This window comes from Solidesulfovibrio aerotolerans (genome assembly GCF_009856865.1).
GTDB lineage: Bacteria > Desulfobacterota > Desulfovibrionia > Desulfovibrionales > Desulfovibrionaceae > Solidesulfovibrio > Solidesulfovibrio aerotolerans.
This window is the reverse complement of record NZ_WVUD01000004.1, coordinates 47,878-71,136: the sequence shown is the minus strand read 5'-3', so window position 1 is coordinate 71,136 and position 23,259 is coordinate 47,878. Positions and strand designations below refer to the sequence as shown.

The 23,259-nt window shown below is 63.3% G+C and carries 19 protein-coding genes; 6 read left to right on the top strand and 13 right to left on the bottom strand.

All coding sequences use genetic code 11. From position 1 onward, the window contains the following. Window positions 1-3 precede the first annotated feature (3 nt). The 11 genes from GTA51_RS04025 to GTA51_RS03975 all read right to left on the bottom strand — a co-directional run bounded on the left by GTA51_RS04025 (window position 4) and on the right by GTA51_RS03975 (window position 13,232). Window positions 4-1,656, bottom strand: a complete 1,653-nt coding sequence (locus GTA51_RS04025; RefSeq protein WP_160958897.1) for a hypothetical protein — start codon at window positions 1,654-1,656, stop codon at window positions 4-6. Continuing rightward, complete coding sequence (locus GTA51_RS04020; protein ID WP_160958895.1) at window positions 1,640-2,779, bottom strand: GNAT family N-acetyltransferase; 1,140 nt, start codon at window positions 2,777-2,779, stop codon at window positions 1,640-1,642. Before GTA51_RS04020 ends, GTA51_RS04025 begins: the two co-directional genes overlap by 17 nt. A gap of 7 nt (window positions 2,780-2,786) precedes the next feature. Next, window positions 2,787-3,734: an efflux RND transporter periplasmic adaptor subunit gene (locus tag GTA51_RS04015; RefSeq protein ID WP_160958894.1), complete on the bottom strand. Its 948-nt coding sequence runs from the start codon at window positions 3,732-3,734 to the stop codon at window positions 2,787-2,789. A 1-nt stretch (window position 3,735) separates the two neighbouring features. Next, a complete protein-coding gene (locus tag GTA51_RS04010) occupies window positions 3,736-5,418 on the bottom strand; it encodes a TolC family protein (RefSeq protein ID WP_160958892.1) in 1,683 nt (560 codons plus the stop codon). Between the two features lie 20 nt (window positions 5,419-5,438). Beyond that, window positions 5,439-6,143 carry an ABC transporter ATP-binding protein gene (locus GTA51_RS04005; RefSeq protein ID WP_160958890.1) on the bottom strand — a complete coding sequence of 235 codons (705 nt, stop codon included), beginning with the start codon at window positions 6,141-6,143 and terminating at the stop codon, window positions 5,439-5,441. After that, a complete protein-coding gene (locus GTA51_RS04000) occupies window positions 6,136-7,389 on the bottom strand; it encodes an ABC transporter permease (RefSeq protein ID WP_160958889.1) in 1,254 nt (417 codons plus the stop codon). The genes GTA51_RS04005 and GTA51_RS04000 overlap by 8 nt, the downstream gene beginning before the upstream one ends. A gap of 65 nt (window positions 7,390-7,454) precedes the next feature. Continuing rightward, entirely contained in the window at window positions 7,455-8,738 is a 1,284-nt protein-coding gene (locus GTA51_RS03995) for an aminotransferase class I/II-fold pyridoxal phosphate-dependent enzyme (RefSeq protein ID WP_160958887.1), read from the bottom strand. Window positions 8,739-8,864: 126 nt separating this feature from the next. Beyond that, window positions 8,865-9,404, bottom strand: coding sequence for a hypothetical protein (locus GTA51_RS03990; RefSeq protein ID WP_160958885.1), 540 nt, complete (start codon window positions 9,402-9,404; stop codon window positions 8,865-8,867). Then, window positions 9,401-9,844: a hypothetical protein gene (locus GTA51_RS03985; protein WP_160958884.1), complete on the bottom strand. Its 444-nt coding sequence runs from the start codon at window positions 9,842-9,844 to the stop codon at window positions 9,401-9,403. Before GTA51_RS03985 ends, GTA51_RS03990 begins: the two co-directional genes overlap by 4 nt. After that, window positions 9,841-11,499 carry an ArnT family glycosyltransferase gene (locus GTA51_RS03980; protein WP_160958882.1) on the bottom strand — a complete coding sequence of 553 codons (1,659 nt, stop codon included), beginning with the start codon at window positions 11,497-11,499 and terminating at the stop codon, window positions 9,841-9,843. Before GTA51_RS03980 ends, GTA51_RS03985 begins: the two co-directional genes overlap by 4 nt. Window positions 11,500-11,540: 41 nt before the next feature. Then, window positions 11,541-13,232, bottom strand: coding sequence for a sensor domain-containing diguanylate cyclase (locus GTA51_RS03975; RefSeq protein ID WP_160958881.1), 1,692 nt, complete (start codon window positions 13,230-13,232; stop codon window positions 11,541-11,543). A 552-nt stretch (window positions 13,233-13,784) separates the two neighbouring features. Here GTA51_RS03975 and GTA51_RS03970 point away from each other — a divergent pair. Continuing rightward, window positions 13,785-14,597 (top strand): glycosyltransferase family 2 protein, encoded by an 813-nt coding sequence (locus GTA51_RS03970; protein ID WP_160958879.1) that lies wholly within the window; start codon window positions 13,785-13,787, stop codon window positions 14,595-14,597. Here the strand turns inward: GTA51_RS03970 and GTA51_RS03965 are convergent. Next, window positions 14,539-15,561, bottom strand: coding sequence for a polysaccharide deacetylase family protein (locus GTA51_RS03965; RefSeq protein ID WP_160958878.1), 1,023 nt, complete (start codon window positions 15,559-15,561; stop codon window positions 14,539-14,541). The genes GTA51_RS03970 and GTA51_RS03965 overlap by 59 nt on opposite strands. Window positions 15,562-15,754: 193 nt before the next feature. Between GTA51_RS03965 and GTA51_RS03960 the strand changes: the two genes are divergently transcribed. Beyond that, complete coding sequence (locus GTA51_RS03960) at window positions 15,755-17,035, top strand: HDOD domain-containing protein (protein WP_160958876.1); 1,281 nt, start codon at window positions 15,755-15,757, stop codon at window positions 17,033-17,035. A 200-nt stretch (window positions 17,036-17,235) separates the two neighbouring features. Here GTA51_RS03960 and GTA51_RS03955 read toward each other — a convergent pair whose 3' ends face one another. Next, a complete protein-coding gene (locus GTA51_RS03955) occupies window positions 17,236-17,700 on the bottom strand; it encodes a hypothetical protein (RefSeq protein WP_160958874.1) in 465 nt (154 codons plus the stop codon). 230 nt (window positions 17,701-17,930) lie between these two features. Here GTA51_RS03955 and GTA51_RS03950 point away from each other — a divergent pair, with 230 nt between their 5' ends. Genes GTA51_RS03950 through GTA51_RS03935 form a run of 4 tightly spaced genes read left to right on the top strand, consistent with a single transcriptional unit; the run spans window position 17,931 to window position 23,227 of the window. After that, entirely contained in the window at window positions 17,931-19,082 is a 1,152-nt protein-coding gene (locus tag GTA51_RS03950) for a PP2C family protein-serine/threonine phosphatase (protein WP_160958873.1), read from the top strand. Between the two features lie 5 nt (window positions 19,083-19,087). Continuing rightward, on the top strand, window positions 19,088-19,867 hold the full coding sequence (locus tag GTA51_RS03945; RefSeq protein ID WP_160958871.1) for an ATP-binding protein: 780 nt from the start codon (window positions 19,088-19,090) through the stop codon (window positions 19,865-19,867). Between the two features lie 16 nt (window positions 19,868-19,883). Next, entirely contained in the window at window positions 19,884-21,062 is a 1,179-nt protein-coding gene (locus tag GTA51_RS03940; protein ID WP_160958870.1) for an Hpt domain-containing protein, read from the top strand. Window positions 21,063-21,082: 20 nt separating this feature from the next. Then, window positions 21,083-23,227 (top strand): chemotaxis protein CheA, encoded by a 2,145-nt coding sequence (locus GTA51_RS03935; protein ID WP_160958868.1) that lies wholly within the window; start codon window positions 21,083-21,085, stop codon window positions 23,225-23,227. Window positions 23,228-23,259: the final 32 nt, after the last annotated feature.

The window sequence follows — 23,259 nt, the reverse complement described above, 5'->3', positions numbered from 1 at the left end:
CGGTCAGGGCGCGGGCTGCGCGGCAGGGCGCACATCCACCAGCCGCACCCCCGGCTCCGGGCTGGTATAGGGAAATTGCGCCTCGTTAAGAAGGACGAAATTGCCCGGTGCCCCGGCCAGTTCCTGGATGCGGCGGTCAAAGGGGGCAAAAAGCGGCCCCCTGGCAATGGCCGCCGGCTCAAAATCCGCCTCGCGAACCACAATCCAGCCCACTCCGTAGGCTTTGGCGAATTCCCGCACCACAGTGGCGTCCTTGGCATAATAGGCTTCGGCCTGATGGGCCAGACGCGGCAGCATGGACTTCCACAAGCCCACGCTCCAGGCATGGGCCAGCTCGTAGGAAGCGAGCACATTGCGCCGGCCAAAGGTCAGCACATTGTCCATATCCTTGGGATTGCCCGCCACAAGGGCGTCGGCCGGCAGCGCCGCCACGGCGGCATAAAGCGGCGCATCGGCCCGGTAATCGTAGAGGCCGACGTTGGTTAAACGCCACACGCCAAGGCCGGCGGCCAGGAGGACCAGGGCTGCACCGGCCCAGCGCCGGGTCAGCAGCGGGGCCAGGGCATGGCGCAGACACACGGCCAAGACCAGGGCATAGCACAAATTGATGGTATAGCAGATGTAACGGTCCGGGACGAACAAGACCAGGGCAATGGCCCGGGCCAGGACATAGAGGGCCAGGGAACCGGCCAACAGCATGGCCAGGGGCCGGACCTTGGCCGCCAGTTGCGGCCAGGGAGTGCTGCGGGCACCGTACCACAGGACAGGAGCCAGGACCGCCAGGGACACGATGCCCGGGAAAAGGCCCCATTCCAGAAAAAGCCCTATGCTCTCCAGGGGCCAGTAGAACAGATCAAAAAACGGATTGGGCAGCGGATAGAGTTCCAAGCGGCCGGCGGCGCTGAATTCCGGCCCGGCGGCCAGGGCAGCCCGGCCGACCAGCGGCCCGAAACCCTTGGCCGCCAGCGTTACGTTTTGGCCGATGACCATGGCCGCGGCAGCCAGCAGGGCCAGCCCGTGGCTGGAACGGGCGGGAAAGGGAGCGGCCGGCCGGTCGGTCAGGCGGGCCATCACAGCGTCCAGGCAGGCGCACCCGGCGCACAAGATGGCGATGTAGGGGATGGTTACGGCCTCAAGGAGCAAGACCCAGGCCATGCCACGGCCGCAGCGGCGCATCCAGGCGAGCACAAACAGCGCCAAAAGTGGTCCGGCAAAGGCCCGGGACAGACCGCCGGAAATGTTTTTGAGGAAATACGGCATAAGCCAAGCCATGGCCGCGGCAAACCAACCAAGGGTTGGCCCTTCAAGCGCCACGCCAAGGCCGAAAAGGGCCAGAGCCAGGAGAACAAACAGCGCCCCGGCCACGAGCTTGGAAACAAAGAGCGGCTCCAGGCCAAAGCCTTTGACCGCCACGAAATACAAGGCCTTGACCCCGGCCGGCACATAGGCAGCGGCGTAGTCGGACAGCAAATCCGGCGGATAGAGGGCGGGATCGAGCCAGCGGGCCATCCAGAAGAGTTGCTGGCGCGCGTCGTCGTTGATGACAAAGGGCGAGGCCAGCCCCAGCCGGTGGGCCAGGGCATAAACGCCCAGGGAAATGCAGGCGACCAGCCACCAATCGAAGCGGCGGATCCCCCGATCAGATGGCTCGATCATAGAGGCGGAACACCTTGTAGCGCTCGCCGCCAAAATCCGTCAGCGTCTTGTTCCACTGTTCCAGGGATTCCGGGATGAGCGAACAGTCGCAGTATTCCATCTTCGGGTGGTTGACCAGGAAATTGACGATGATGTTGATGATGATGGCATGGTGCAGCCGTTTCCACTGATGGGTACGGGCAACGCCCATGATTATGGCCCGGCAGTGGGTGAGCGGCTTGACCCGGCAATCCCAGAGCAGTTGCAGCTTTTGCCACAACCCAAACTTGCCGTTAAACTTTTTGACTGACCGATTCATGTCCGGCGACACCACGGCAAAGGCCACAATCTCGTCACCGTCCAGGATCATGCTTTCCAGGTCCGGTCGCACCAGCGGCTGGAGCGTCACAAAAAGGTCTTCGTACTGCTTGTCGGTCAAGGGCACATGCCCCCAGTTCTTGCTCCAGATGTCATTGAAAAGTTCTTTGATCTGGGGACCGCGCTTGGCGAATTCCTTGCGGGGAATGGGCTGGATGGAGCACTTCTGGCGGGTGAGGATGGAGTCGCGAAGCCTGGCCAGCTTGGCCGCATCCATGCCGGGCTTGCGGCTGATGCGGTAGGCGAACCAGTCGTAGGTTTTGGTCAGCCCCCAGTTGGTCAGCAAGGTCTCATAGTGCGGCGGGTTATGCGTCTGCATCATGGAAGGCGGCGAATCAAAGCCGTCAACCAAAAGGCCCACTTCGTCGTAGATGCCAAAGGACAGCGGTCCGTGAATGCGGATCTTGCCGCGCTCCCGCGCCCAGGCGGCAGCGGCCTCAAGCAGGGCGTCGGCCACGGCCTGCTCGTTAACGCTTTCAAAAAACCCGAAAAAGCCGGTTTCCGTATCGTGGTGCTGTTCGTACAGGCCGCTTGTGTGGGCCGAAATGCGCCCGACCACCCGGCCATCCCGGCGAGCCAGAAAATATTCAGCTTGGCCGAACTCGAAAAACGGACCTTTGCGCCGATCAAGAAAATCCCGTTGCATGGGAATCAGCGGCGGCACCCACAAGGGATCGTCCCTATAGATTTCCCAGGGAAACCGGATAAAGGCATCCAGATCAGCCGGGCTGGCGACAGCCGCAACAACGAGCGGAGAATTGGTCATGGCGGAGCTACTTGCCGGGCTGGATGGTAATCTGGACCTTGAGACCTTCCTTAAGCTCGGCATCCGGGTTGGGGATGGTCAGCTCAATCTCGTAATAGGACGGCTGTTGCAACGCCGCCGGGATGGGAGCCCAGGGGATGCGCGACACGGTGGCTGTATATTTTTTGCCCGGAATGGATTCAAACGTGACCGTGGCTGACTGCCCTTCTCTGAGCTTTTGCGCTTCGATCTCGTGGACCTGGGCCCGGATAATCATGGGATTGAGCGATCCGACCTGAAAAAGCTCGGCTTCTTTAGCCAGCTTGACCCCGGCCCGAAGCTCCGGGTTCATCCACAGGACGAAACCGTCATTGGGTGCCTTGATGATGCCTTCTTTGGGTACTTTGCCGATACCGGCACCTTTGCCGAAATGATCTTCGGCCAATTCCACCCGGTCATTGAGCAAGTCGCGGGTCAAGGCCAGTTGTTCACTGACAGCCGCCTTATCTTTGCGGTACACCTCGATTTCCTTGGCGTTCATCGAGATGGCCTGCTGCGAGGTCATATTGCGCTGGCTCATGGCTTCCAGCTCGCGGCTCTTGGCTGACAGCCGGTCAATTTCCTTGTCGGCCAGAGCCAACTTGTGTTCCAAATCCTTGATGGTGGCCGGGGAGAGCTTGGTCTTCTCGTCCATGCGCGTTTCCAGCGGGATCTCGTACGTGGCCAGAATGTCGCCGCGTTTGACCTTTTGCCCGATATGGCCGGTCACCGTCAGTACCTTGGCGGTGTAGGGCAAAAAGATCGCGAGCTTGACCGGGCTGTAGAGCTTGCCGGAAAAGCTGATATCCGCCGGACGAAACGAAGCTCGCTCGGCGCTTTCAGGCTGGGCAGCCGGCGCAGCCGGGGCCTGGGCCAGGACGGCGCAGGGTCCGGACAACACGATGCCGGCAGCCAGGAGCGCGACGCGCAGTATCATGTTAGATGTTCTCCATAACAGTTGCGTTGATGTAGCGATCCTGGAAATCGCCGCACAGGGAACGAACTTCGAGCATAGCGGAATCGCGCTCGTACTGCTTGCCGATCAATGCCTGTTTACTGTCGAGATACGCGGTCATAGCTGCGACAATGGAGTCGTATTCGACCTGGCCGGCGTCAAAACGGAACTGGGCCTGCTGCACGGTGAGCTTTTGCAGCTCCACTTGGGATTCGGCGAATTTGACCTCGGAGACAGCGGCGCGCAGCTTGGCCAGGGACTGCTGGAACTGGCTCATCAGCGAGAATTCAAGATTGCGCCCTTCAACGTTGAGCTGGGCCATCTTTTTGTACTGGCGGCTGACATCGCGTCCTTTGGTCCACCAGTCAAATGGCATGTTCAGCGTCAGGTTGGGATACATGAACGGCAGGGAGGAGGTGTCGTCCTTGTAGTTGTTGTTGCTCAGCGTCGAGACCGAGGTGAAACCGAACGAAAACGTCGGCAGAAAGTGGATGTAGGACAGGGCGATGCTTTTTTTCTGCAACGCTTTTTCGTATTCAAGGATACGCAGTTGGAAAGAGTGTTTTTTCAGTCTTTCGTCGGTGACGCTGGCCGGGCTGAAGTCTTCGAGCACCTGACGGGCAACGTCGTTGGTGGCCACTTCGACTTTTTGCACAAAGGGTACACCCAGGATAAACTTCAGTTCATCCAGGAGCACGCTTTTGGTGGTGCGCATCTTCTCGGCTTCGGCCCGGGACAGATTGATCTTGGTTTCAGCGATGCGCACGTCCAACTGGGCCCCTTGTCCAAGGCCAGCCCTGGTCTTGACGTATTCAAGATTTTTCTGGGCCAGGTCTTCCTTCTCCTTGGCCATGCGGATTACGGAATCAACCATGCCGATCTGGAGATAGGTGAACCCCAGGCGTTTGAGCCCCTGGTCGATAACCTTCAAATGGGACAGAACGGCGATATTGACCATTTCCTTTTTGGCTTGGACGTCAAAGGCGGTCAGAAGCGGGTTCCAGGCCCCGGTGGAAAAGCTCAGGTCGTATTTTTTGCGATCCCGGTTGAGGGAGTTGCCCGCATAGATCGCGTTGGCAGCAGAAACGGAATTGGACAGGTTCTGGGCCGGGTTGGACGAGGCATTCGAAAGGACATTGGACCAGGTGGATGCCGCCGCAGTATTTTCGTATTCCGGCAGACGCAAATAAAACGTCGTGCTCATGATGATGGTGGGGATATACTGGGAATAGGCATCCCCGACATCCAGGCGCTTGGATTCAATCTCAATGGAACTTTTCGTGAGCAAGGGCGACTGGGCCAGGGCCACGCGCACGCACTCGTTAAAATCGGCCGGGTTTTTGAGCACCGTGGCCCCCAGGGCAACCCCCCCGGCTGCCTTGGAAAAACTCGGTGCCGGGTCGTCGCCCGCCGCAGCAGGTGCGGCGGCCGGAGCAGCGGCAGAAAAAGGCTTGGGCGTTTCAGCGGTCCCAGTGGAAGCGCCCTTGACCTTGTCTTTGGTGTAGCGATCACCGGGAGCGGCAACGGCTGGCAGGGCGGCCCCCAAAACCACCGTGCAAACCAGCGCCAAAGCGCCAATACGCAACAACACAGCCGCAAACGCGCGGCCCGAGACGTCCCCCCCGGACGCCGGCATCCCCTGCCGATAGCTCAGTTTCCTGGCCATGCGCTCCTCCCCGTTGAGCGTTACCCGTTTAAATACCCGTCCGTAAGGACGCATTTTCTGGTGCAGTGTTCGGCCGTCATGTTGTCGTGGGTGACCACGACCATGGCCGTTCGCGCTTCTTCCGTGATCTTTGTAAAATACTCTAATACACGGAGGCTGTTTTCCCGGTCAAGTTGTCCGGTGGGCTCATCTGCCAAAATAAATTCCGGTTCATTGACCAGCGCCCGGGCAATGGATACCCGCTGCCGCTCGCCGCCGGACAGGCGGTTGGACGGCTGATGGAGCCGGTGCTCAAGGTTAACCATGCCAAGCGCCTCACGTATCCTGTCTGGCCGCTCCCTGCGGCGCACACCGGCATAGATCAACGGCAACTCAAGATTCTCATAGACGGTTGAGTTTTCGAGCAGATCGCAGGATTGGAAAACAAATCCCAGCATCTCCCGACGAAATATCGCCTGCTGGTCACGGGACAGTGACAAAACGTCAACCCCGGCCACTTTGTAGCCGCCGGTGCTGGGTGGCTGGAAAAGGCCCAGGATAAACAGCAGGGTGGATTTGCCCGACCCCGACGGCCCCATGACCGCCACCATCTCGCCCCGGCGCACATGGAGATTGACATCCTTAAGCACCGAAATGCCGCCTGCGCCGGTCTGGTAGGTCTTGGTCAGGTTATTGATGTCGATGACAAGGGCGTTGTCATCGGCAATGTCGTATTGGTTACTCATAACGCATGGCGTCCACGACCTGCATCCGGCTGGCCCGGATGGAGGGATACAGTCCCGCGCCAACGCCGAGAATGGCGGCAAAGGCCAGGCCCATGAGCAGGCACAGCACAAACATGCCCTCGGGCGGGCGCGTTCCCAGCATGCGGCTCATGTATTCGATGCCGATACGGCCCAGAATGACGCCAAAGACCGACGACGACAGGGTCACGCACAGGGCCTCGAAGAGAAATTGGTAGAGGATGTCGGAATCGAGCGCCCCCATGGCTTTTTTCAACCCGATTTCCCGGGTGCGGCTGGTCACGGTGGCCATCATGATGTTCCAGATGCCAAAGCCGCCAAGGATCATGGTGGCCACGATGGAACTGTAGATGAAAAGCTCCACCCACCAGAAAATACGCTGCACCTGCTTCAGCGGCTCCCAGGCCACATTGACCCGCAGGCCCCGGTCCGGCTGGTTGGCCTTGACCACCCCGGGCACCGCCGCCGCCACCGTGGCCACGTCGTCCCAGGTGGCGCAACGGATATAGCAACTGTACGGCTGGGAGACACCGCCCACCCTGGCCAGGGCCGTGGTGATGGGCAAAAAAACAAACTGGCTGCGGTCTCCGGCGCGCACGCCGCCGAGGATGCCGACCACAGTATAGAGATTGTCGTCGATGGACAAGATCTGCCCCAGTCCCTTGTCCTCCTGGCCAAACATCTGGCGGGCCAGGTCGGCACCGACGACGCAGACCCGGGCACCGGCGTCAACGTCTTGCTGGTCAAACAGCCGCCCGACCGTGGCATTAAAGGAAAAGACCTTCCAGTAGTTGGCTTCGCAGCCCACGAGATTAAAGCCGAAGAGCCGGTCGTGCCACGTGGTCACGGCACTGGCTTTGAGCGCCACCTTGGTGGTGTCGAGCACGCCCGGGATGCGGCCGATGGCCGCCAGTGTGCGTTCGCGAAACCACTCCTGGCGCTCGAGCTGGATCTGCTCGAACATGGCGTTCATGATGGTCGCGCCGCCCAGCAGATCGAGGTCGTTGTTAAAATTTTTCTTCAGGTCGTTGCCCATGGTGATAATGACGATAAATCCCGCCATGCCCAGGGCAATAGAGGCAAGGACGCCGATATAGCGGCGTCGCTTGCGCAAGACCTCGCGTATGCTGACGAGCACGAGATCGTAGTACCGCAACGGCCCCGCACCCCGCCGACGGATGCGGTCCAGCTCGGCAACTGTAATTTTTTTCCGTTTTCCTATGGCCATATCAGATCACCAGAGCCCCTCGGCGTACCAGGGCGTCTGTCGGTTCTCGCAACTCGGTGTCCTGCTTACAGATAGGACAGCTTGGACTTGGCCGCGGCTTCGCCTTCATCGTCGCCGTCAGCTGGCTGCGGCTCGTCCTCGATGTCGCATTCACGGATGCGGAACTCCTTGGCCAGGCGGTCGAGAACCTCCAGCACGAAATCGAGCTGGCGATCCTGGTGGGTGCTCATGTAGGCGGTACGAATAAGCGCCTGCCCGCGCGGCACGGCCGGGTAGACGGCCGGCAAGGCGAATACCCCGGCCTCGAACAGGGCCTGGGAGAACTGGAAGGCCTTCTCGTCGGAACCGATGATGATGGGAATGATCGGCGAGGACGAGGCCCCGATGCGAAGTCCGATGGACTTGTAGGCCTGGCGCATGCGCCCGGTGACTTCGTGGAGCCGGTCCACGCGCTCGGGTTCGCGCTCCAGGATATCGATGCAGGTGAGCACGGCCACGGTATTGGCGGCCGGCAGGGCGGCCGAGAAAATCTGGGTGCGCGACTGGTAGCGCAGATAGCGCAGCATGTCCTCGTCGTCGGAGGCGATAAACCCGCCGATGGAGGCCATGGACTTGCTAAACGTGCCCATGATGAAATCGACTTTGTCCGTGATGCGGAAATGATCCGCGCTGCCGCGTCCGCCCCGGCCAAAAACGCCCAGGCCATGGGCGTCGTCGAGGTAGAAGATCACGTCGGGATGGGCGTCCTTGACGGCCGCGATCTCGTCCAGGGGGGCCAGCTCGCCGGACATGCTGAACACGCCCTCGGTGACCAGGAACAGGTCGTTGTCCGGGCGGTTGGCCTTGATGGCCTCCACGCGGGCCAGGGCATGGGCGGCGTCGTTGTGGGCGAAGGTGGACAGCCGGGCCTTGGTGTTTTTGACACCCTCGAAAATGCTGGCGTGGTTTTCGCGGTCGCACAGCACCGTATCGCTGGGCATGACCAACACGCCCAGTGCGCCCAGGTTGGTGCTAAACCCGGTGACGTGGACCACGGCGCTGCGCTTGCCCACAAAAGCGGCCAGGCGCTCTTCCAGCAGATGGTGCAGCACCATATTGCCGCTTAAAAAGCGGGAGCCGCCAGGGCCGGTGCCCCACTGGTAGACGGCCTTGGCCGAGGCGTCCATGACCCGGGGGTCGTGGCTAAAGCCCAGGTAGTCGTTGGAGCCGATCATGACCAGGCGCTTGCCGCCAATCTCGACCTCGGCGCCCCAGGACTTGGCAATAGGGCGAAAATAGGGATTGATGCCCTGGGCCGAAATTTGGGAGTGCAGGGCATTGAATTGATCGCAGCGTTGGCGCAGTCTCATGGCGTTCGTTGATTCCTCGCGTAGTTTGAAAACGGCGGCCCCGGTCAGGCAGGAAAAGCCGGCCGTCTGGCCGGCCGGGTGGCCGTGCCGATTCCCGTTAATCGGCCGGGAACAACGGCCAATACGTCAAAGACCAGGGCTTTGCAAGCCTTGGCGGTCCTGGCCCGCCGGGCGGCCGGCGGCCGCTTCGCGCAGGCGTGAGCCCAACTGCCCCAGCAGCTTGCCGGCAGCCATTCCGGCCCGGCCCAACTGGCCGGGAACCAGCCGGGTAAAATAGATCTCATCGTCCGGGGCGGCCAGTTCCAGGCTGTAGTTGCGCAGCCACTGGCCGCGCTTTTTGCTCCACTCCAGATAGACCCAGTAAAAGGTCGTGGACCCGTCGGCCGCCTTGCAGCGGGCCGCACCCCAGGCGTAGGCTTCGCCGCCGCGCGCCACTTCCCGGAATTTGGAAAAATCAAAATCCTCAAAGACCAGGCCGTCGCTGGCGGTCATGCCCCGGGCCGCCGTGTCCAAGGCCTGCCGGTAGCCGGATTTGGGGATGCCGGCCAAGCCCAGGGCCGGATAATACCACGCGCCAAACCAGACAAGCCCGCCGACACCGCCAAGGACCACGGCCAAAAGCCCCAGGCCGAGCCACTTGCCAAGGCTGCACCGGCCCCGGCTCATGGCCTGCCCTCCCCGGCCGGGGTGCAGCCGAAAAGGCCCATGCGCCAGCCGGCGGCTTCCAGGCGTCTGGCCCGCTCAAGCTTTTCATCCGCCCGCAGGACGTCATCCTCGGCCCGGGCCCGGGTGGCCTCGTCCTTGCGGATGGCCCGGGTCAGCGAAGCCTCGGAAACCAGCGAGCCGGGAGCCGGTTTATAGACGCCGGAACGCAGCTCATCCAGACGGACCCGCACCGCCTTGTCCGTGGCTTCCAGCACGTCGCGGTGGCGTTCCTTCATAATGGCCGTGTTCTCGCCGTCGTTGACCAGCCCGTCGAAAAAGGCCTTGGGCGTCAGATGGCTGGCCGCTTCCGGGGTTTTTAAAAAGCCCTTGTACAACGTGCCGCCCAGGGCCACGATGAGGAGCACCCGGACCACGGTCTCGCGGGAAAGGGGCCATTTCACTGGGAAGCCTCCTTGCGCCGCCAGATTTCCAGCGCTTTCTGGGGAGCCTCCACCGGGATGAAATAATGGTGGTTGGGATCGTCGGTGCGGTTGCCAAAGGTTTCGTCCGGCAAGGGCAGCGGCACGCGCTCGAAATCGCGCGTCAGATCCAGGCTGTCGGTAAATTCCCTGGCCCCAAAGAGAAAACGGTCGCGGTTGACCCGCACCACCCGGCGGCGCAGCACCCAGTCCGGCCGGACATCGGCGGGCACCGGCCCTTGCAGGCCGCCCACCACCCGCACCCCGTCCAGGGCAAATTGCAGGGGCAGATCGCCGTACTCGGCCACGATGGTCTGGCCGGGCTTGGCGTTGGTTTTGAAAAAATCGATGATGGAGGTGTTGACGTCGGGGTAGCCGCAGACAAGCTCGGTGACAAAAAGCTTGATGGGGAAATTAAGGGAAGTAAGCATACGGAAGTCGTTTTGCCAGGGCCGGTTGACGATCTTGAGCCGTTCCATGGGATACACGGCCAGCCAGTTGGTAAAGGCCAGCAGGCAAAAAAGCATCACGGCCGAGACCTTGGAAAAATCCCACAGCCGGCGCACCAGATAGGCCAGCAGGATGGCGCACAGCGGCAGCAGATGGGCGATATAGCGAAAAAAACGCTGGGGCACGAGGCCCAAAAACAGCAGGCTGAGAACGATCAACACCGTGGCAAACAGCACGAACCGCTCGCCCGCCTCGGCCGGGCGTTCCAGACGGGTGAAAAACCGCCGCCAGCGCCAGGCCAGATACACCGAAATCGGCAGCGGGATGCAAAACATCGAAAGATCGGCGAAATAGAGCATGAGATTTTCCGGCACGAGCAGGATATCGAACATGCCGCTTTGCCGGCCGATACGATAGAGCATGATGCCCGGAACCACAGCCACGGCCACAGTGGCCCCGGCCAGGACAGACAGCCGGCGCAGATGGAATTTCTCCGGGTAGACAAAGAGGGCTGCGGCCAGGGCCGTTGGAGCAAAACTCAGGAAAAGCAGGTAGTTGGCATGAAAAAGCAGAATCATGCCGCCAAACATGGCCACAATAGGCCCGGCCCGGCGCTGCCAGTCGGACAAAAAGGCGTCCAGCGTCCACAGGACGAAAAGTGTGCCGGGCGCATAATAGCGGGCCTGACGGCCAATCAGCAGATAGGGCACGCACAGGGTCAGCAGGGTCGCGGCCATAAGCGCCCAGGTGCGGTCGCCAAAATGGCGGGCCACCAGCCGGTAGGTCCAGAAAACGGCGAGCAGGGCGGCGAGGGCAAACGGTGCCCGGCCGGCAAAGGCGTTCAGGCCGCCGACGGCAAAGCCGGTCGCCTGCAGATAGATCTGAATCCAGGGCGACCAGCGCCAGAGATAGCCGCCGACCTTGTCAAACTCGCGTTCTTCTTCCTGGGAAACGACGTTTACCCCGTCATAGGCGTAGGGCAGGCCGGTTTCAAGGACGCTTTTGGCCAGACAGGCGGTTTCCGCCTCATCCTGCCAAAAGGGACGCTGGCCCAGATTGTAAAACAACAGGAAGGCGGCCAGGACGAGCACGGCGGCCAGCCCCCAGTTGGGGCGAAAGCCCGGGGTGGCGGGGCCGCAAGGCGGCGCAGTCGGAATCGGTCCGGCGGATGTCGTGATATGCGGCATGGCCTGCCTTCGCTACCCAAGCCCGGTCATCTTGTAAAGCCTCAGGCGCGGGTAGAGGCATCCAGACGGCTGCAATTTTTGCCAGCGGCCTTGGCCGCATAGAGCGCCCGGTCGGCAGCGGCGAACAGGTCTTTTTCCGCCTGCAGGCCGGGATCGGCCTCGGCCACCCCCAGGCTGACGGTGCACCGCAGGGACTGGTGCGCCACGGGGACCACCAGCGCGGCCACGGCCAGGCGCACCCGTTCGGCCACCGGCAGCCCTTGGTCGCTGGGTGTTGCCGGCAGGACCAGGGCAAACTCCTCGCCCCCCACCCGGTAGGCTTCGTCCACATCCCGCAACGTCGCCCGCAAGGTCTGGCCCAGGCCGCGCAGCACGGCATCGCCGGCGCTGTGGCCGCAGGTGTCGTTTATGTGCTTGAAATCGTCGATATCCAGAAGAACCAGGGTCAACGGCGTCCCGTACCGGCGGTTGCGGGCCATCTCGTCCCGTAACCGCTCCTGGAAGCAGCGCCGGTTTTTAAGGCCCGTCAGATCATCGTAATCCGCCCGGCGCGTCAACGCCTCTTCAGCCTGGCGCAACTGGGCCACGGCGGCGGCCAAGGCATCGCGCTCCTGGGCAAGACTGGCCATGGTCGCCGCCAGCGCTTCATTTTTTTCGTGCAGCGACAAGGACATGTCCACCATGCGCCGGCCAAGCTGCGCGATCTCGTCAGCACCAAAGCGCGGCGGCAGCAGGCACACCCGGTCCTGGCCCAGGGAGGCGGCAAACCCGGCCAGGACCGTCAGGCGGTTGACGATGGCCGCCCGGCACAGGACCGCCGCCAGCAGCACGGCCAGAATCACAGCACCAACCGAAACCGCTGCCGTGGCCAGCATGCGGTCCCGAGCCTCCCGAAGCGCCTGGGGCATGGGAATGCCCATGAACATGACCCCGTAAGGATCGGTGGCCTCCTTGTTTAAATGCAGAATCTTGTAGGCATACAAGGTTTCTATCCCGTCCGGTCCCGGAGCGGCAAAGGAGCCGGCGGCCTGATGCCAGGAAAACTGGCCCTGGAACAACGCCGCGAAACGCTCCCCGGGCTGCCGGGAAGGACTGTCCGGATAGCGGGCCAAGAGCGCACCCTGAACATCGTAAAAGGCCAGAAAGGCCCCCTTGGGCACGTCCAGTGTTTCAAACAGCCGCTGATGCCACGTGAGCGGCACAGCCACCCCCAAAACCCCGACCACCTGTCCGGCCGCATTGTGGATGGGTTGGGCGAAATGAATGGACGGGCCGCCGGAAACCCGGGCGACAACATAGTCACCGGCCACAAATCCCCCCCGACGCAGGGCCTCGACAAAATACCGGCGGTGATCGCTGCGCACCCCGGCAAACGGCTTTTTGGCCGAGGCCACGACGTTGCCGCCCGGATCACAGACAACGGCATTACTAATGGCCGGAATATCCTTGACGAGTCGTTGCAGCACGGCATCGGCGGCATCCAGATCCATGAGCTGAAGGGCCGGCTCGGCCGCTGCATCGGCCAGAGCCTGTTGCAGCTGCCCGGCCAAGGTATCCTGGGCAGCTGCAGCATCGCAAACGGCGCGATGCAATAGACTGCGCCCATGCTCCAGGGTATCATGCCGCATGGCGATGGAAAGCCATATCTGGACAACGACAAGTGGAGCAATGGCCGCCATGAAAGCGATCATTATCTTGCAGTAGATACTTTTGTAAAAAGGGAGACGCGACATGCTTCCTACAATCTTGAATCCTATGAAACGCGGTTATCGCCATTGTGCATTGAAGCCTCGGCCATATACGCGTTTCCTATGGAACGAACAAGCATTTTATCGCCTATCCTTGGTACAAATTGCGAAATATTTTCCCTGCGACATTACAAAAACAAGGAAACTATTTCCGAGAACCCGCTGATACAGACGCTAAAATTGCGCTCCCCCCAGGGGCATCAGGAGTACGGTTGGCGCATGCCTGGCCTGGAGGCCGGGTCCTGGTGCGGCTGGCAGCGCTGCCAGCCACCGGCAGCGGGCGGCCCGGCAGGGTCCGGCCCTGGCGGCGTGCAGGGCTCCGGGCTGTGTCCAGGTGGACGAAGAAATTGCAACAGCCTTTTAACCCGCCGGAATTGCAAATGGCGCCTGCAATTTTCCGGAAATTACCCTGCAACGGCAGTTGACAGGCCACCCGATTTCAGGATTAGTTCCTCGTTCGGCCGCGAATCCTCATTTTCTCGCGGCGCATTCCGCCGTTTCGCCAGCGATCCGGCGACCCCCCTGGAGCCAACGCCCATGATGAACGGAAAAAAAGTGGTGGTGGTCATGCCCGCCTACAACGCGGCCGCCACCTTGGAGCGCACCTACGCCGAAGTGCCCAAAGACATCGTGGACGAGGTCATCCTCGTTGACGACTGCAGCCGGGACAGCACCATCGACCAGGCCAAGCGGCTTGGGCTGCGCTGCTTTCGCCACCAGCAGAACTGGGGGTACGGCCGCAACCAGAAGACCTGCTACGCCGAGGCGCTTAAAACCGGCGCGGACGTGGTCATCATGGTCCACCCCGACTACCAGTATACGCCCAAAATCATCCCGGCCATGGCCAATCTGGTCACCTGCGGCGAATACGACGTGGCCATTGCCTCGCGCATCCTCGGCGGCACCGCCCTTGGCGGCGGCATGCCCCTGTACAAGTACATTTCCAACCGCTTTTTAACCCTTTCCCAGAACCTGCTCATGTCGGCCAAGCTGTCGGAATACCACACCGGCTACCGGGCTTTTAGCCGGCAGGTGCTGGAGAAGCTGCCGTTGTGGGAAAATTCCGACGACTTCGTCTTTGACAACCAGATGCTGGCCCAGTCGGTCTATTTCGGCTTTCGCATCGGCGAGGTTTCCTGCCCGACGAAGTATTTTGAAGAGGCCTCGTCCATCAACTTCCGCCGCAGTTGCACCTACGGCATCGGCGTTCTGGAAACTTCGATGCAGTTTCGCCTGCAAAAGCTCGGCTGCAAGCAGTACGCCATTTTCGACAAAAACGGCCGCGGCCTGTCTAGCCCCGCTCCCGAGTACTATTCGGACGAGACGCCGGGCTGCACTCCGGCCAGCTAAAGGCCGGTCCGGCCAACTCGCCAAGGGTCACCCCCGTCACAGCAAAGGTCCGTCGCAGCCACTCGGCAAAGCGGCGGACCTTTGCCACAAACGCGTCCACCGCTGCCCGGTCCGGAAAATGCGGACTGGCTCCCGGCAGCAATTCCGAGGAATGCCAGAAAAGCGTCAGGACCTGCCCGCCGCGCCGGGCGTGGGCCAGGGCGGCCAGCTTCATGGTGACCTCGGGCATCCAGACCGGATTGATGCCAAGGGTTGCGGTTTTCATAAACGTGGCGAGGATGGCGTCGCGCCTGGCCGGCAACCGCTCGGCCAGGGCATAGGCCAGCCGGTGGCTGCCGGGAATGAGCGGCAGTTGGGTGGAGGGGGCTTCGAGCAGGCGCGCGCCACCCGCACCGGGCATACCGGCCGCACCGCCCGGGCGCACCCAGTACGGATCGGGCGGAGCCAGAAAATGGTCGGGACCGCCCGGAACGTGGCGCAGCGGGACGACGCTGGAATCGACCAGAAACCCCGCGCCCGGCAGTTCGGCCATGGCCCGGGGGAAGAGATTCCACCGCCCCATGCGAAACGATTTGGCCGGCGCTCCGGCAAAGGCCGCAACAGCCCCTTGCAGGCTGTCGAGTTTGGCCCGGAAAACGTCGCGCGGCATAACGGCCGTGCTTACCGGCTCAGGCCAGGGCAGCTCGGGAAAAGGCGGAGTGTTCCAGGGATGCAGATGCGCCCCCAGCTCGCCGCCGCACCGGGCCAGCAGCCCGGCCAGGACCTCGCAGCTCGGGCCGTTGGACATCACCGGATAATCGCACAGGTAGGTCAGGGGCAGGCCGAACTCGGTCGGCAGAAAGGCCAAACGCGGCAGCTCCGCGATATTGGACAGGCCGGCCCCGTCCCGGGGGTAGGTTCCCGAGAAAAGGCCCTCTTCCTCCACATCGAGACTGACCACCACCGCCAGAGACTTTTTTGCCATGCCGCCACCTCCCCGGTCCTTATAACGCGCCCAGGCCCCTGGCGCAGCAACTATCACAACCGGACATATGTTTTGCATCAATCTTGCATAGCCTCGCCGGGCAGCGGCCAACCGTTTTCCCTTGACACCACCCCGGCAGGATACACTTGTTAACTGACGTTTTTAAACAATTACGCATGGCCAAGGCCGCATCATGAAGCAACGTCTGCCCCTTGACGCCCTCGAACCCGGCATGGTCCTGGCTGCGGATCTGCGCCGGGAAGACGGCGCTCTGCTGTTGCCGTGCGGCACGGTCCTGTCCGCACGCCATCTGGCGCTCTTGCCTGCCTGGCAGGTGGCCGACGGGCAAGCCCTGATCCGGCTCCCGGACGCGCCCTCCCCGGAGACGGCGACCGGGCCGGCCGCTGCATGGGAGACGCCGCCCGATCTCACCGCAGCCGCCCAGGCCCTGGCCCCGCGCTTTATCCACTGCGATCTGGAAGAGCCGGCCCAGTCCGCCCTTTTTTCCGTATCCCTGCCCCGGGCCGCCCGGCTGCTGGCCGGCAAAGGCCCCCAGGCCCTGGCCCTGCCCGGGCCGGTATCCCTGGACAGCCTGCCGCCCCTGCCCGACGGACCGCCGCCGTCGCCCATGGACATCATCGAGGCCGACCCCAAGCTCACCTCCCTGCCTGACGTGTTCGTGCGCATAAACGAGGTCTTAAACGACCCCGGCAGCACGGCCCAGGAGGCGGCCGGGGCCATTGGCAAGGATACCAGCCTGTCGGCCAAGCTGCTCCAGCTCGTCAACAGCGCCTTTTACGGGTTTCCCGTAAAAGTGGACACGCTGTCCCGGGCCGTGACCATCGTCGGCAGCCGGCAGATCTCCACCCTGGCCCTTGGCATCTCGGTCCTGGGCATCTTTAAGGATCTGCCCGAGGGTCTGGTGGAGATGCGCTCGTTTTGGAAGCACAGCATCGGCTGCGGCATCATCGCCTCCAATCTGGCGGCAGCCGGCGGCGGCGGCGGCGGGGTGGAAGTGGAACGGCTGTTCGTGGCCGGCCTGCTCCACGACGTGGGCCGGCTGGTGCTGTATCGCAATCTGCCCCGCCACAGCGCCCATGTGCTGGCCAAGGCCCGCAACGAAGGAATCCTGCTGCGCGACGCCGAGCGGGCCATGCTGGGCTTTGACCACGCCACCCTTGGCGGCATGCTGCTGCGGCGCTGGCGGTTCCCGGAACATCTGGAACGGGCCGTGCGCCATCACCACGGCGGCATTTCCCCCATGGGCCAGCCCATGCCGGCCATGATCCATGTGGCCGACGCCGCTGCCAACGCCCTGCTCCTGGGGGCCAGCGGCGAAATCTACGTGCCGCCCCTGTCGCCGGCCGCCTGGACAACCCTTGGCCTTTCGCCCGAGCGCCTGGCCGACGTGGTGGCCGCCGCCGACATCCAGGCCGCCGAAATCATCACCATGTTCCTGCCTGACGACGAATAACCCGGCGTTCCGGTGCGGCCTGGCGCAGGCGGGGCCAGACCGTTCCGGCCAGTTGCCTGACAACGCATCATCCGGCCCCCCCGGCACGGCGGGTTCCAAGGCCACAAAGCGCCCCTCCCCAAAACGACCAGCGCCCCGTCCGGTCCAGTAAAAATGGAACCGGGCGGGGCGGCAATCGCGGAAAAATACGGTGCAACCGGTCAGACGATGGTGGAATTGCCGTCGCGCAGTTTGCCCACCAAAAAACCGATGGCAATGCCGATGATGCAGCTGCCGATGCAGCTGACGCCGAAAATGGCCACCAGATCGTTGACATTGCCGATGATTTTGCGGCCAAACAGGATGTGGAAAAAGCCATAGCACACCCAGATGATCATGCCGGCGTGGAAGCCGAAAAACAGCCCGTCCATCATCCGGTCGTGGACTTCCACGGACTCAATATACTTGTAGCAGATCAGCTGGGCCACCACCCCAAACAGGGTGATGGAGCCAAACGAAGCCATAAGCTGGATGGCCATGACCACGACCGTGGCCATCCCGGGATCGCCCTTGCGTATGGAGACAATAAGCCCCGGCACGAGGCTTATGACCCACAGGCCGACGATGCCCAGGCCCTGATGGCGCCTGAGCAGAAATTTCCAGAACTTGTCCCAAACGTCTTGCATTGTCCGCCTCATATCCTCACCGTACGGGCCGTTCGGCCGTTCGGCCGTTCGGGCCGCGCCGGCCCGGTCCCCCTTGCGCCTGGATGACGCCGGGCTCGCCAACAAAAAGCACGCCGGCCGCGTTGTCAAGCGCCTCGGAAAACGTCATACTGGGTTGCAAGTTGTGAAGCAACGCGTTTTCCGCATAACCGGCCCGCCGCCGCACCGGCAGCCCGCACCAGCCAGGCATCATGAAACACGCGCCCAGCAGGGCTGGGGCCCGCGCGGCCCAGCCGCCCCGCGTCCTGATCGTGGACGATGAAACGATCAATGTCGAAACCCTGGCCTGGATGCTCAAGGAGGCCGGGTTTACGCCGTTGCGCGCCTCGTCCGGGCCTATGGGCCGGGAAATCGCCGCCCGGGAGCAGCCCGAACTCATCATCCTCGACATCATCATGCCGGGCGAATCAGGCTTTGCCACCTGCACCCAGTTAACGGCCGACCCGGCCACGGCGGAAATCCCCATCATTTTCATTTCCGGCCTCGATGACGTGGAAAACAAGGTCCGGGGGCTTAAGCTCGGGGCCGTGGACTACGTGACCAAGCCCTTTGCCCGGGAGGAAGTGCTGGCGAGGGTAAAAATCCACATCCGCCTGCGCCAGGGCTTAAAGGCCCTGCTGGCCGAACAGGCGGCCAAGCTGGCCCAGATCCGCGACGCCCAGCAGTCCATCCTGGTGGCCGCCGAGGACATCCCCGAAGCCCGGTTTGCCGTGCGCTACGTGCCGGCCCTGGAGGCCGGCGGCGATTTTTACGACGTCTTTCCCTGGAGCGACGCGGTGATGGTCTATTTCGTGGCCGATATCGCCGGCCACGACCTGGGCGCGTCCTTTGTCACCTCTTCGCTTAAGGCCCTGGTGCGCCAGAACGCCAACCCGCTCTATTCGCCGGTGGAAACGCTTAAAAACATGAACAGCGTGCTGACCACCTTTTTGCGCGACGGCAAGCACCTGACCGCCGCCCTGGTCTTTTTAAACCGGACGCGGTCCCGGCTCAGTCTGGTCAACGCCGGCCATCCCGCCCCCATCCTGGTCACCGGGCAGGGCGAGGTCGAACTGCTGGCCGCCGACGGCGACGTGCTCGGGGTGTTTGCCACCATCCAATGCGGCCAGATCGAGCGGACGGTGGCACCGGGTGATCGCATTTACCTCTACACCGACGGGCTCATCGAACGCTTCGGCCAGGCAGGCCGGGGACGCAGCCAGGGGCTGGCCGCCCTGCTCGCCGCCTGCCGCCAGGCTTCCTGCCTGCCTCTGGACGCTGCGGTTGCGTCCATTGCCAACGCCACCCTTGAAGGTACCGGAAAGCCCGAGGACGACGTGGTCCTTATGGGCATCGAGGTTTGACGCCCATGTTTGAAATCCAGACCCTCCCGGGCGGGCGCACCTTCCGGTTTTCCGCCACCCTGGCCCTACTTGACCGGGCCGTGGAGGAAACCGTCCGTTTTATCACCGGCTTAAACGTCACCGGCAGCCTGTTTGACGTCAAACTGCTGTTGCGCGAAGCCCTTTTAAACGCCGTCATCCACGGCAACCGGTCCGACCCCCTGCGCCAGGTGACGCTGGTCGTGGCCGCCGCCGACGGCCGCCTCACCCTCACCGTCACCGACCAGGGGCCGGGTTTCGACTGGCGCGCGAGCCTGGCCCAACCCCCGCCGCCCGAAGCCACCAGCGGCCGGGGGCTCACCATCCTCACCCTGTACGCCGACGACGTGCGCTTTAACGCCGCCGGCAACCAGCTGACCCTGACCAAGGCCGTTTCCGGCCTGCGGGGACCGGCTGCCACCCCGCAAAAACCCGGGGACAAAACCACGCGGAGCCTTTTTATGCACGACATTCACATCGAAGACGGGCACACTGTGGTGCGTCCGTCCGGAGACATCGTCGCCTCCATGGCAGATGAGCTGCGCGCCCAACTCAAAGACATCGTGGCCCAGCTCACCGGGCCGCTGACCATCGATCTGGCCCGGGTGGAACTCATCGACTCCGTCGGCATCGGCCTGTTGATCGCCGTGCACAACAGCCTGTCCCAGAAAGGCGGCAAGCTGACCCTGGACCACGTCAGCCCGGATCTGGCCACGCTTTTGCGCACCATGCGCCTGGACAAACATTTCTCCATCCAACCCGCCTGACCGACGCGGAGATCCCATGGACCAGCTGGACGATGAAATCCTTTCCATGTTCATTGAGGACAGCAGCGAGCACCTCGCCAACATCGAAACCGCCCTTATGGACATGGAACGGCACGGGGCCGACATCGACGAGGAACTCGTCAATACGGTCTTTCGGGCCGCCCACTCCATCAAAGGCGGCGCGGGGTTTCTCAATCTCAACAACATCCGCGACCTGTCCCACAAACTGGAAAGCCTGCTGCACCTCATCCGCAGCCGCGAGGTGGTGCCCGACACCCGCGTCATCAACCAGTTGCTCACCGGTTTCGACCGCCTGCTCTCCCTGGTGGTGGCCGGCCCGGCCAGCGACGGCCAGGACATAAGCCAGCTCCTGGACAGCCTCTCGGGCCTGACCACCGAACACCTCACCACGGAACAGCGCGCCCAGGCCACCGCCCAAACCCCCATCCGCCTGCCCGGCGGCGAGGTCATCTTCGAGGAAGACGAACTCACCCTGCGCCAGGGAACCAGCGGCGGCAAAAATCTCTACCTCGTGGAATACGACCTCATCCACGATGTCCAGGCCCGGGGCAAAACGCCACTCGACGTCATCAACACCATGGAATCCAGCGGGCTTATCATCGACTGCCGCATGGAACTGGCGGCCGTTGGCGACCTGGATGCCCCCCCGGTCAACCGCATCCCCTTTTACGTGCTCTACGCCTCCATCGTCGAACCCGATATCATCGGCTACCTGTTCGCCCTGGACGTCAGCCGTATCCATCCCGTCGCGCTGGACCTCCCGGATGTCCAGGCCGCGCCCCCCCCGGCGTCTCCCCAGGCGTCCCCGACGCCTGAGCCTGCCGCCGCATCCGTGGCCTTTGGCCCCTGGCAGCTCAGCCTGGGTGCGCAGCAGGCCGTCCTGGCCCTTCGCCCCGGGGAAACGCCCGACGCGGCCACGGCCCGGGAAGCCCTGCTCCAGGCCCTGTCCCAAGGCCTGCCGGCAACCCTTGACTGGAACGCCCCCCAATCCTGTGATCTGGCCATGCTGCAAGTGCTCCTGGCTGCGGCCCGGACCTTTGCCGGGCAGGGGCTGTCCCTGGTGCAGTCGACCGCACCCCCGGACGCTGTCGCCGCCACCGCCCGCCGGGCCGGAATCACCCCCGAAGCCCTGGCCGACGCCGGGCTGCCCGGGGATCTGCTCGCCGTCGGCTAAGACATTTTTCGGAGGACTGGATGGCTTTCGACGAAGAAACCTGCGCCCTGTTCCGGGAAGAAGTGGTCGAGAACCTGGCCGAACTCGACGGAGCCTTGCTCGAACTGGAAACCAACCCGGCCGCCGTCGAACAGGTTGATCGGGTGTTTCGGGCCGTGCATACCCTCAAGGGCGGTTGCGACATGTTCGGCATCCGTCCGGTGGTGGTGCTGGCCCACGACCTGGAATCCCTGTTTGACCAGGTCCGCAGCGGCTGGCGGCAGGTGAACAAACCCCTGCTCGACGCCGCCTTTGCCGCCAAAGACCGCTTCGTCGCCATGCTGGCCGAAGGAGCCGATCCGGCCGCCGAAGAAGACCCCCGGCTCGCCACCCGGCTCAAGGAACTGTTGCGCACCCCTGACTTGCCACCCACCCCCGGTGCGTCCAGTGCCGCCAACGCCCCGGACCAGACCGGCCGGGAGTCTGACGACGCGGCAACGGGTGCGGCCGACGTCGGCGAACCCTGCTGCTGGAGCATCCTGGTGGCCCCGTCAGAGCCCGGCTTCCTGGAGCGCAATGATCCCCTGGCCCTGCTCGATGAATTACGCACCCTGGGGCAGGCCACCGTGGCCTGCGACCTGTCCGGCCTGCCGCCCCTGGACGAACTTAACCCGGCCGATTGCCGGCTGCGCTTTTCCGTGCATCTGGCCCCGGACCCGGCCGTGGCCTGCGACGCCAACACCTTGCGCGACGTCTTTTTGTTTCTGGAAAATCAGCACGATGTGCGTATCGAGCCGGCCGGTCCCGAGCCGACCGTCCTGACGCCCACGGCCCTGGCCCCGCCTGCGGCAGCGGGTGCCGATACGGCCAAAGCCCGGGCCAGCAGCCCGCAGCCCCCGGTCCAACCGGCCGCGCCGGCCCAGCCCGGTGCCACAGCCCCGGACCCCGGCCCGGTCCAGGCCGCTTCCCCCCAGCCCCCACAGCCAGACGCCGAGGCCAAACGACCGGCCCCGGCCGCCAAAAAAGAGGCCATGCAAAGTCTGCGGGTGGATGCCGGCAAGCTCGACGATCTGGTCAATCTGGTCGGCGAGCTGGTCATCGCCCAGGCGAGGCTCACCCAACTCGCCTCCAGTCTGGCCCAGCCGGCCCTGGTCAGCGTGGCCGAGGAAATCGAGCGCCTGTCCAACGAATTGCGCGACAATACCCTCGGCATCCGCATGCTGCCCATCGGCACGACCTTTAGCCGCTTCCGCCGGCTGGTGCGCGATCTGTCCTCGGAAATGGCCAAATCCATCGAGCTGGTCACCGAGGGCGGCGAAACCGAACTCGACAAGACCGTCATCGAACAGCTCAACGATCCGCTGGTGCATCTGCTGCGCAACAGCATCGACCACGGCATCGAATCGCCCGGGGAACGTCTGGCTGCCGGCAAGCCCGAAGCCGGCACCATCACCCTGTCGGCCGAGCACGCCGGCGGCGAGGTGGTGCTTTCCATCACCGACGACGGCAAAGGCATGAGCGCCGAGCGCATCCGGGCCAAGGCCGTGGAAAAGGGACTCATCCCGGCCGAAACCCGCCTGTCGGACAGCGAATGTTTCAACCTGATCTTTTTGCCCGGCTTTTCCACGGCGGAAAAAATCACCAGCATCTCGGGCCGGGGCGTGGGCATGGATGTGGTCAAGCGCAGCATGGACGCGCTTCGCGGCAAGATCGACGTGCAAAGCGAACCGGGCAAAGGCACGCGCATCACCATCAAACTGCCCCTGACCCTGGCCATCATCGACGGACTGCAGATCAAAGCCGGCGAGGACCAGTACATCATACCGCTGTCGTTGGTGGAGGAATGCGTGGAGCTGCCCCGGGACCGGGCCGAGGCGTCCGGCCGCGGCCGCACCATCCAGTTGCGCGGCGAGATCGTGCCGTTTATCCGGCTGCGCGAGGCGTTTGAACTCGACGGCCGGCCGCCGGCCATCGAACAGATCGTCATTACCCGCTTTGAGGGCGAGCGCGCCGGCATTGCCGTGGATCAGGTGCTTGGGCAGCAGCAGACCGTGATCAAGAGCCTTGGCAACTACATCGGCTCCGTGTCAGGGATTTCCGGGGCCACCATCAATGGCGACGGCACCATGTCGCTCATTCTCGACGTGCCAACGCTGGTGGCCTCGGTCAAGCGCGCGGTGGCCTAACGCGCGGGTTTTCGCGTCATGTGCCCGGCCCG

Bases quoted from the DNA above. Each gene is read 5' to 3' on its own strand.
- GTA51_RS04025 (WP_160958897.1), bottom strand. From the start codon at position 1,656: ATGATCGAGCCATCTGATCGGGGGATCCGCCGCTTCGATTGGTGGCTG.
- GTA51_RS04020 (WP_160958895.1), bottom strand. From the start codon at position 2,779: ATGACCAATTCTCCGCTCGTTGTTGCGGCTGTCGCCAGCCCGGCTGAT.
- GTA51_RS04015 (WP_160958894.1), bottom strand. From the start codon at position 3,734: ATGATACTGCGCGTCGCGCTCCTGGCTGCCGGCATCGTGTTGTCCGGA.
- GTA51_RS04010 (WP_160958892.1), bottom strand. From the start codon at position 5,418: ATGGCCAGGAAACTGAGCTATCGGCAGGGGATGCCGGCGTCCGGGGGG.
- GTA51_RS04005 (WP_160958890.1), bottom strand. From the start codon at position 6,143: ATGAGTAACCAATACGACATTGCCGATGACAACGCCCTTGTCATCGAC.
- GTA51_RS04000 (WP_160958889.1), bottom strand. From the start codon at position 7,389: ATGGCCATAGGAAAACGGAAAAAAATTACAGTTGCCGAGCTGGACCGC.
- GTA51_RS03995 (WP_160958887.1), bottom strand. From the start codon at position 8,738: ATGAGACTGCGCCAACGCTGCGATCAATTCAATGCCCTGCACTCCCAA.
- GTA51_RS03990 (WP_160958885.1), bottom strand. From the start codon at position 9,404: ATGAGCCGGGGCCGGTGCAGCCTTGGCAAGTGGCTCGGCCTGGGGCTT.
- GTA51_RS03980 (WP_160958882.1), bottom strand. From the start codon at position 11,499: ATGCCGCATATCACGACATCCGCCGGACCGATTCCGACTGCGCCGCCT.
- GTA51_RS03975 (WP_160958881.1), bottom strand. From the start codon at position 13,232: ATGTCGCGTCTCCCTTTTTACAAAAGTATCTACTGCAAGATAATGATC.
- GTA51_RS03970 (WP_160958879.1), top strand. From the start codon at position 13,785: ATGATGAACGGAAAAAAAGTGGTGGTGGTCATGCCCGCCTACAACGCG.
- GTA51_RS03965 (WP_160958878.1), bottom strand. From the start codon at position 15,561: ATGGCAAAAAAGTCTCTGGCGGTGGTGGTCAGTCTCGATGTGGAGGAA.
- GTA51_RS03960 (WP_160958876.1), top strand. From the start codon at position 15,755: ATGAAGCAACGTCTGCCCCTTGACGCCCTCGAACCCGGCATGGTCCTG.
- GTA51_RS03955 (WP_160958874.1), bottom strand. From the start codon at position 17,700: ATGCAAGACGTTTGGGACAAGTTCTGGAAATTTCTGCTCAGGCGCCAT.
- GTA51_RS03950 (WP_160958873.1), top strand. From the start codon at position 17,931: ATGAAACACGCGCCCAGCAGGGCTGGGGCCCGCGCGGCCCAGCCGCCC.
- GTA51_RS03945 (WP_160958871.1), top strand. From the start codon at position 19,088: ATGTTTGAAATCCAGACCCTCCCGGGCGGGCGCACCTTCCGGTTTTCC.
- GTA51_RS03940 (WP_160958870.1), top strand. From the start codon at position 19,884: ATGGACCAGCTGGACGATGAAATCCTTTCCATGTTCATTGAGGACAGC.
- GTA51_RS03935 (WP_160958868.1), top strand. From the start codon at position 21,083: ATGGCTTTCGACGAAGAAACCTGCGCCCTGTTCCGGGAAGAAGTGGTC.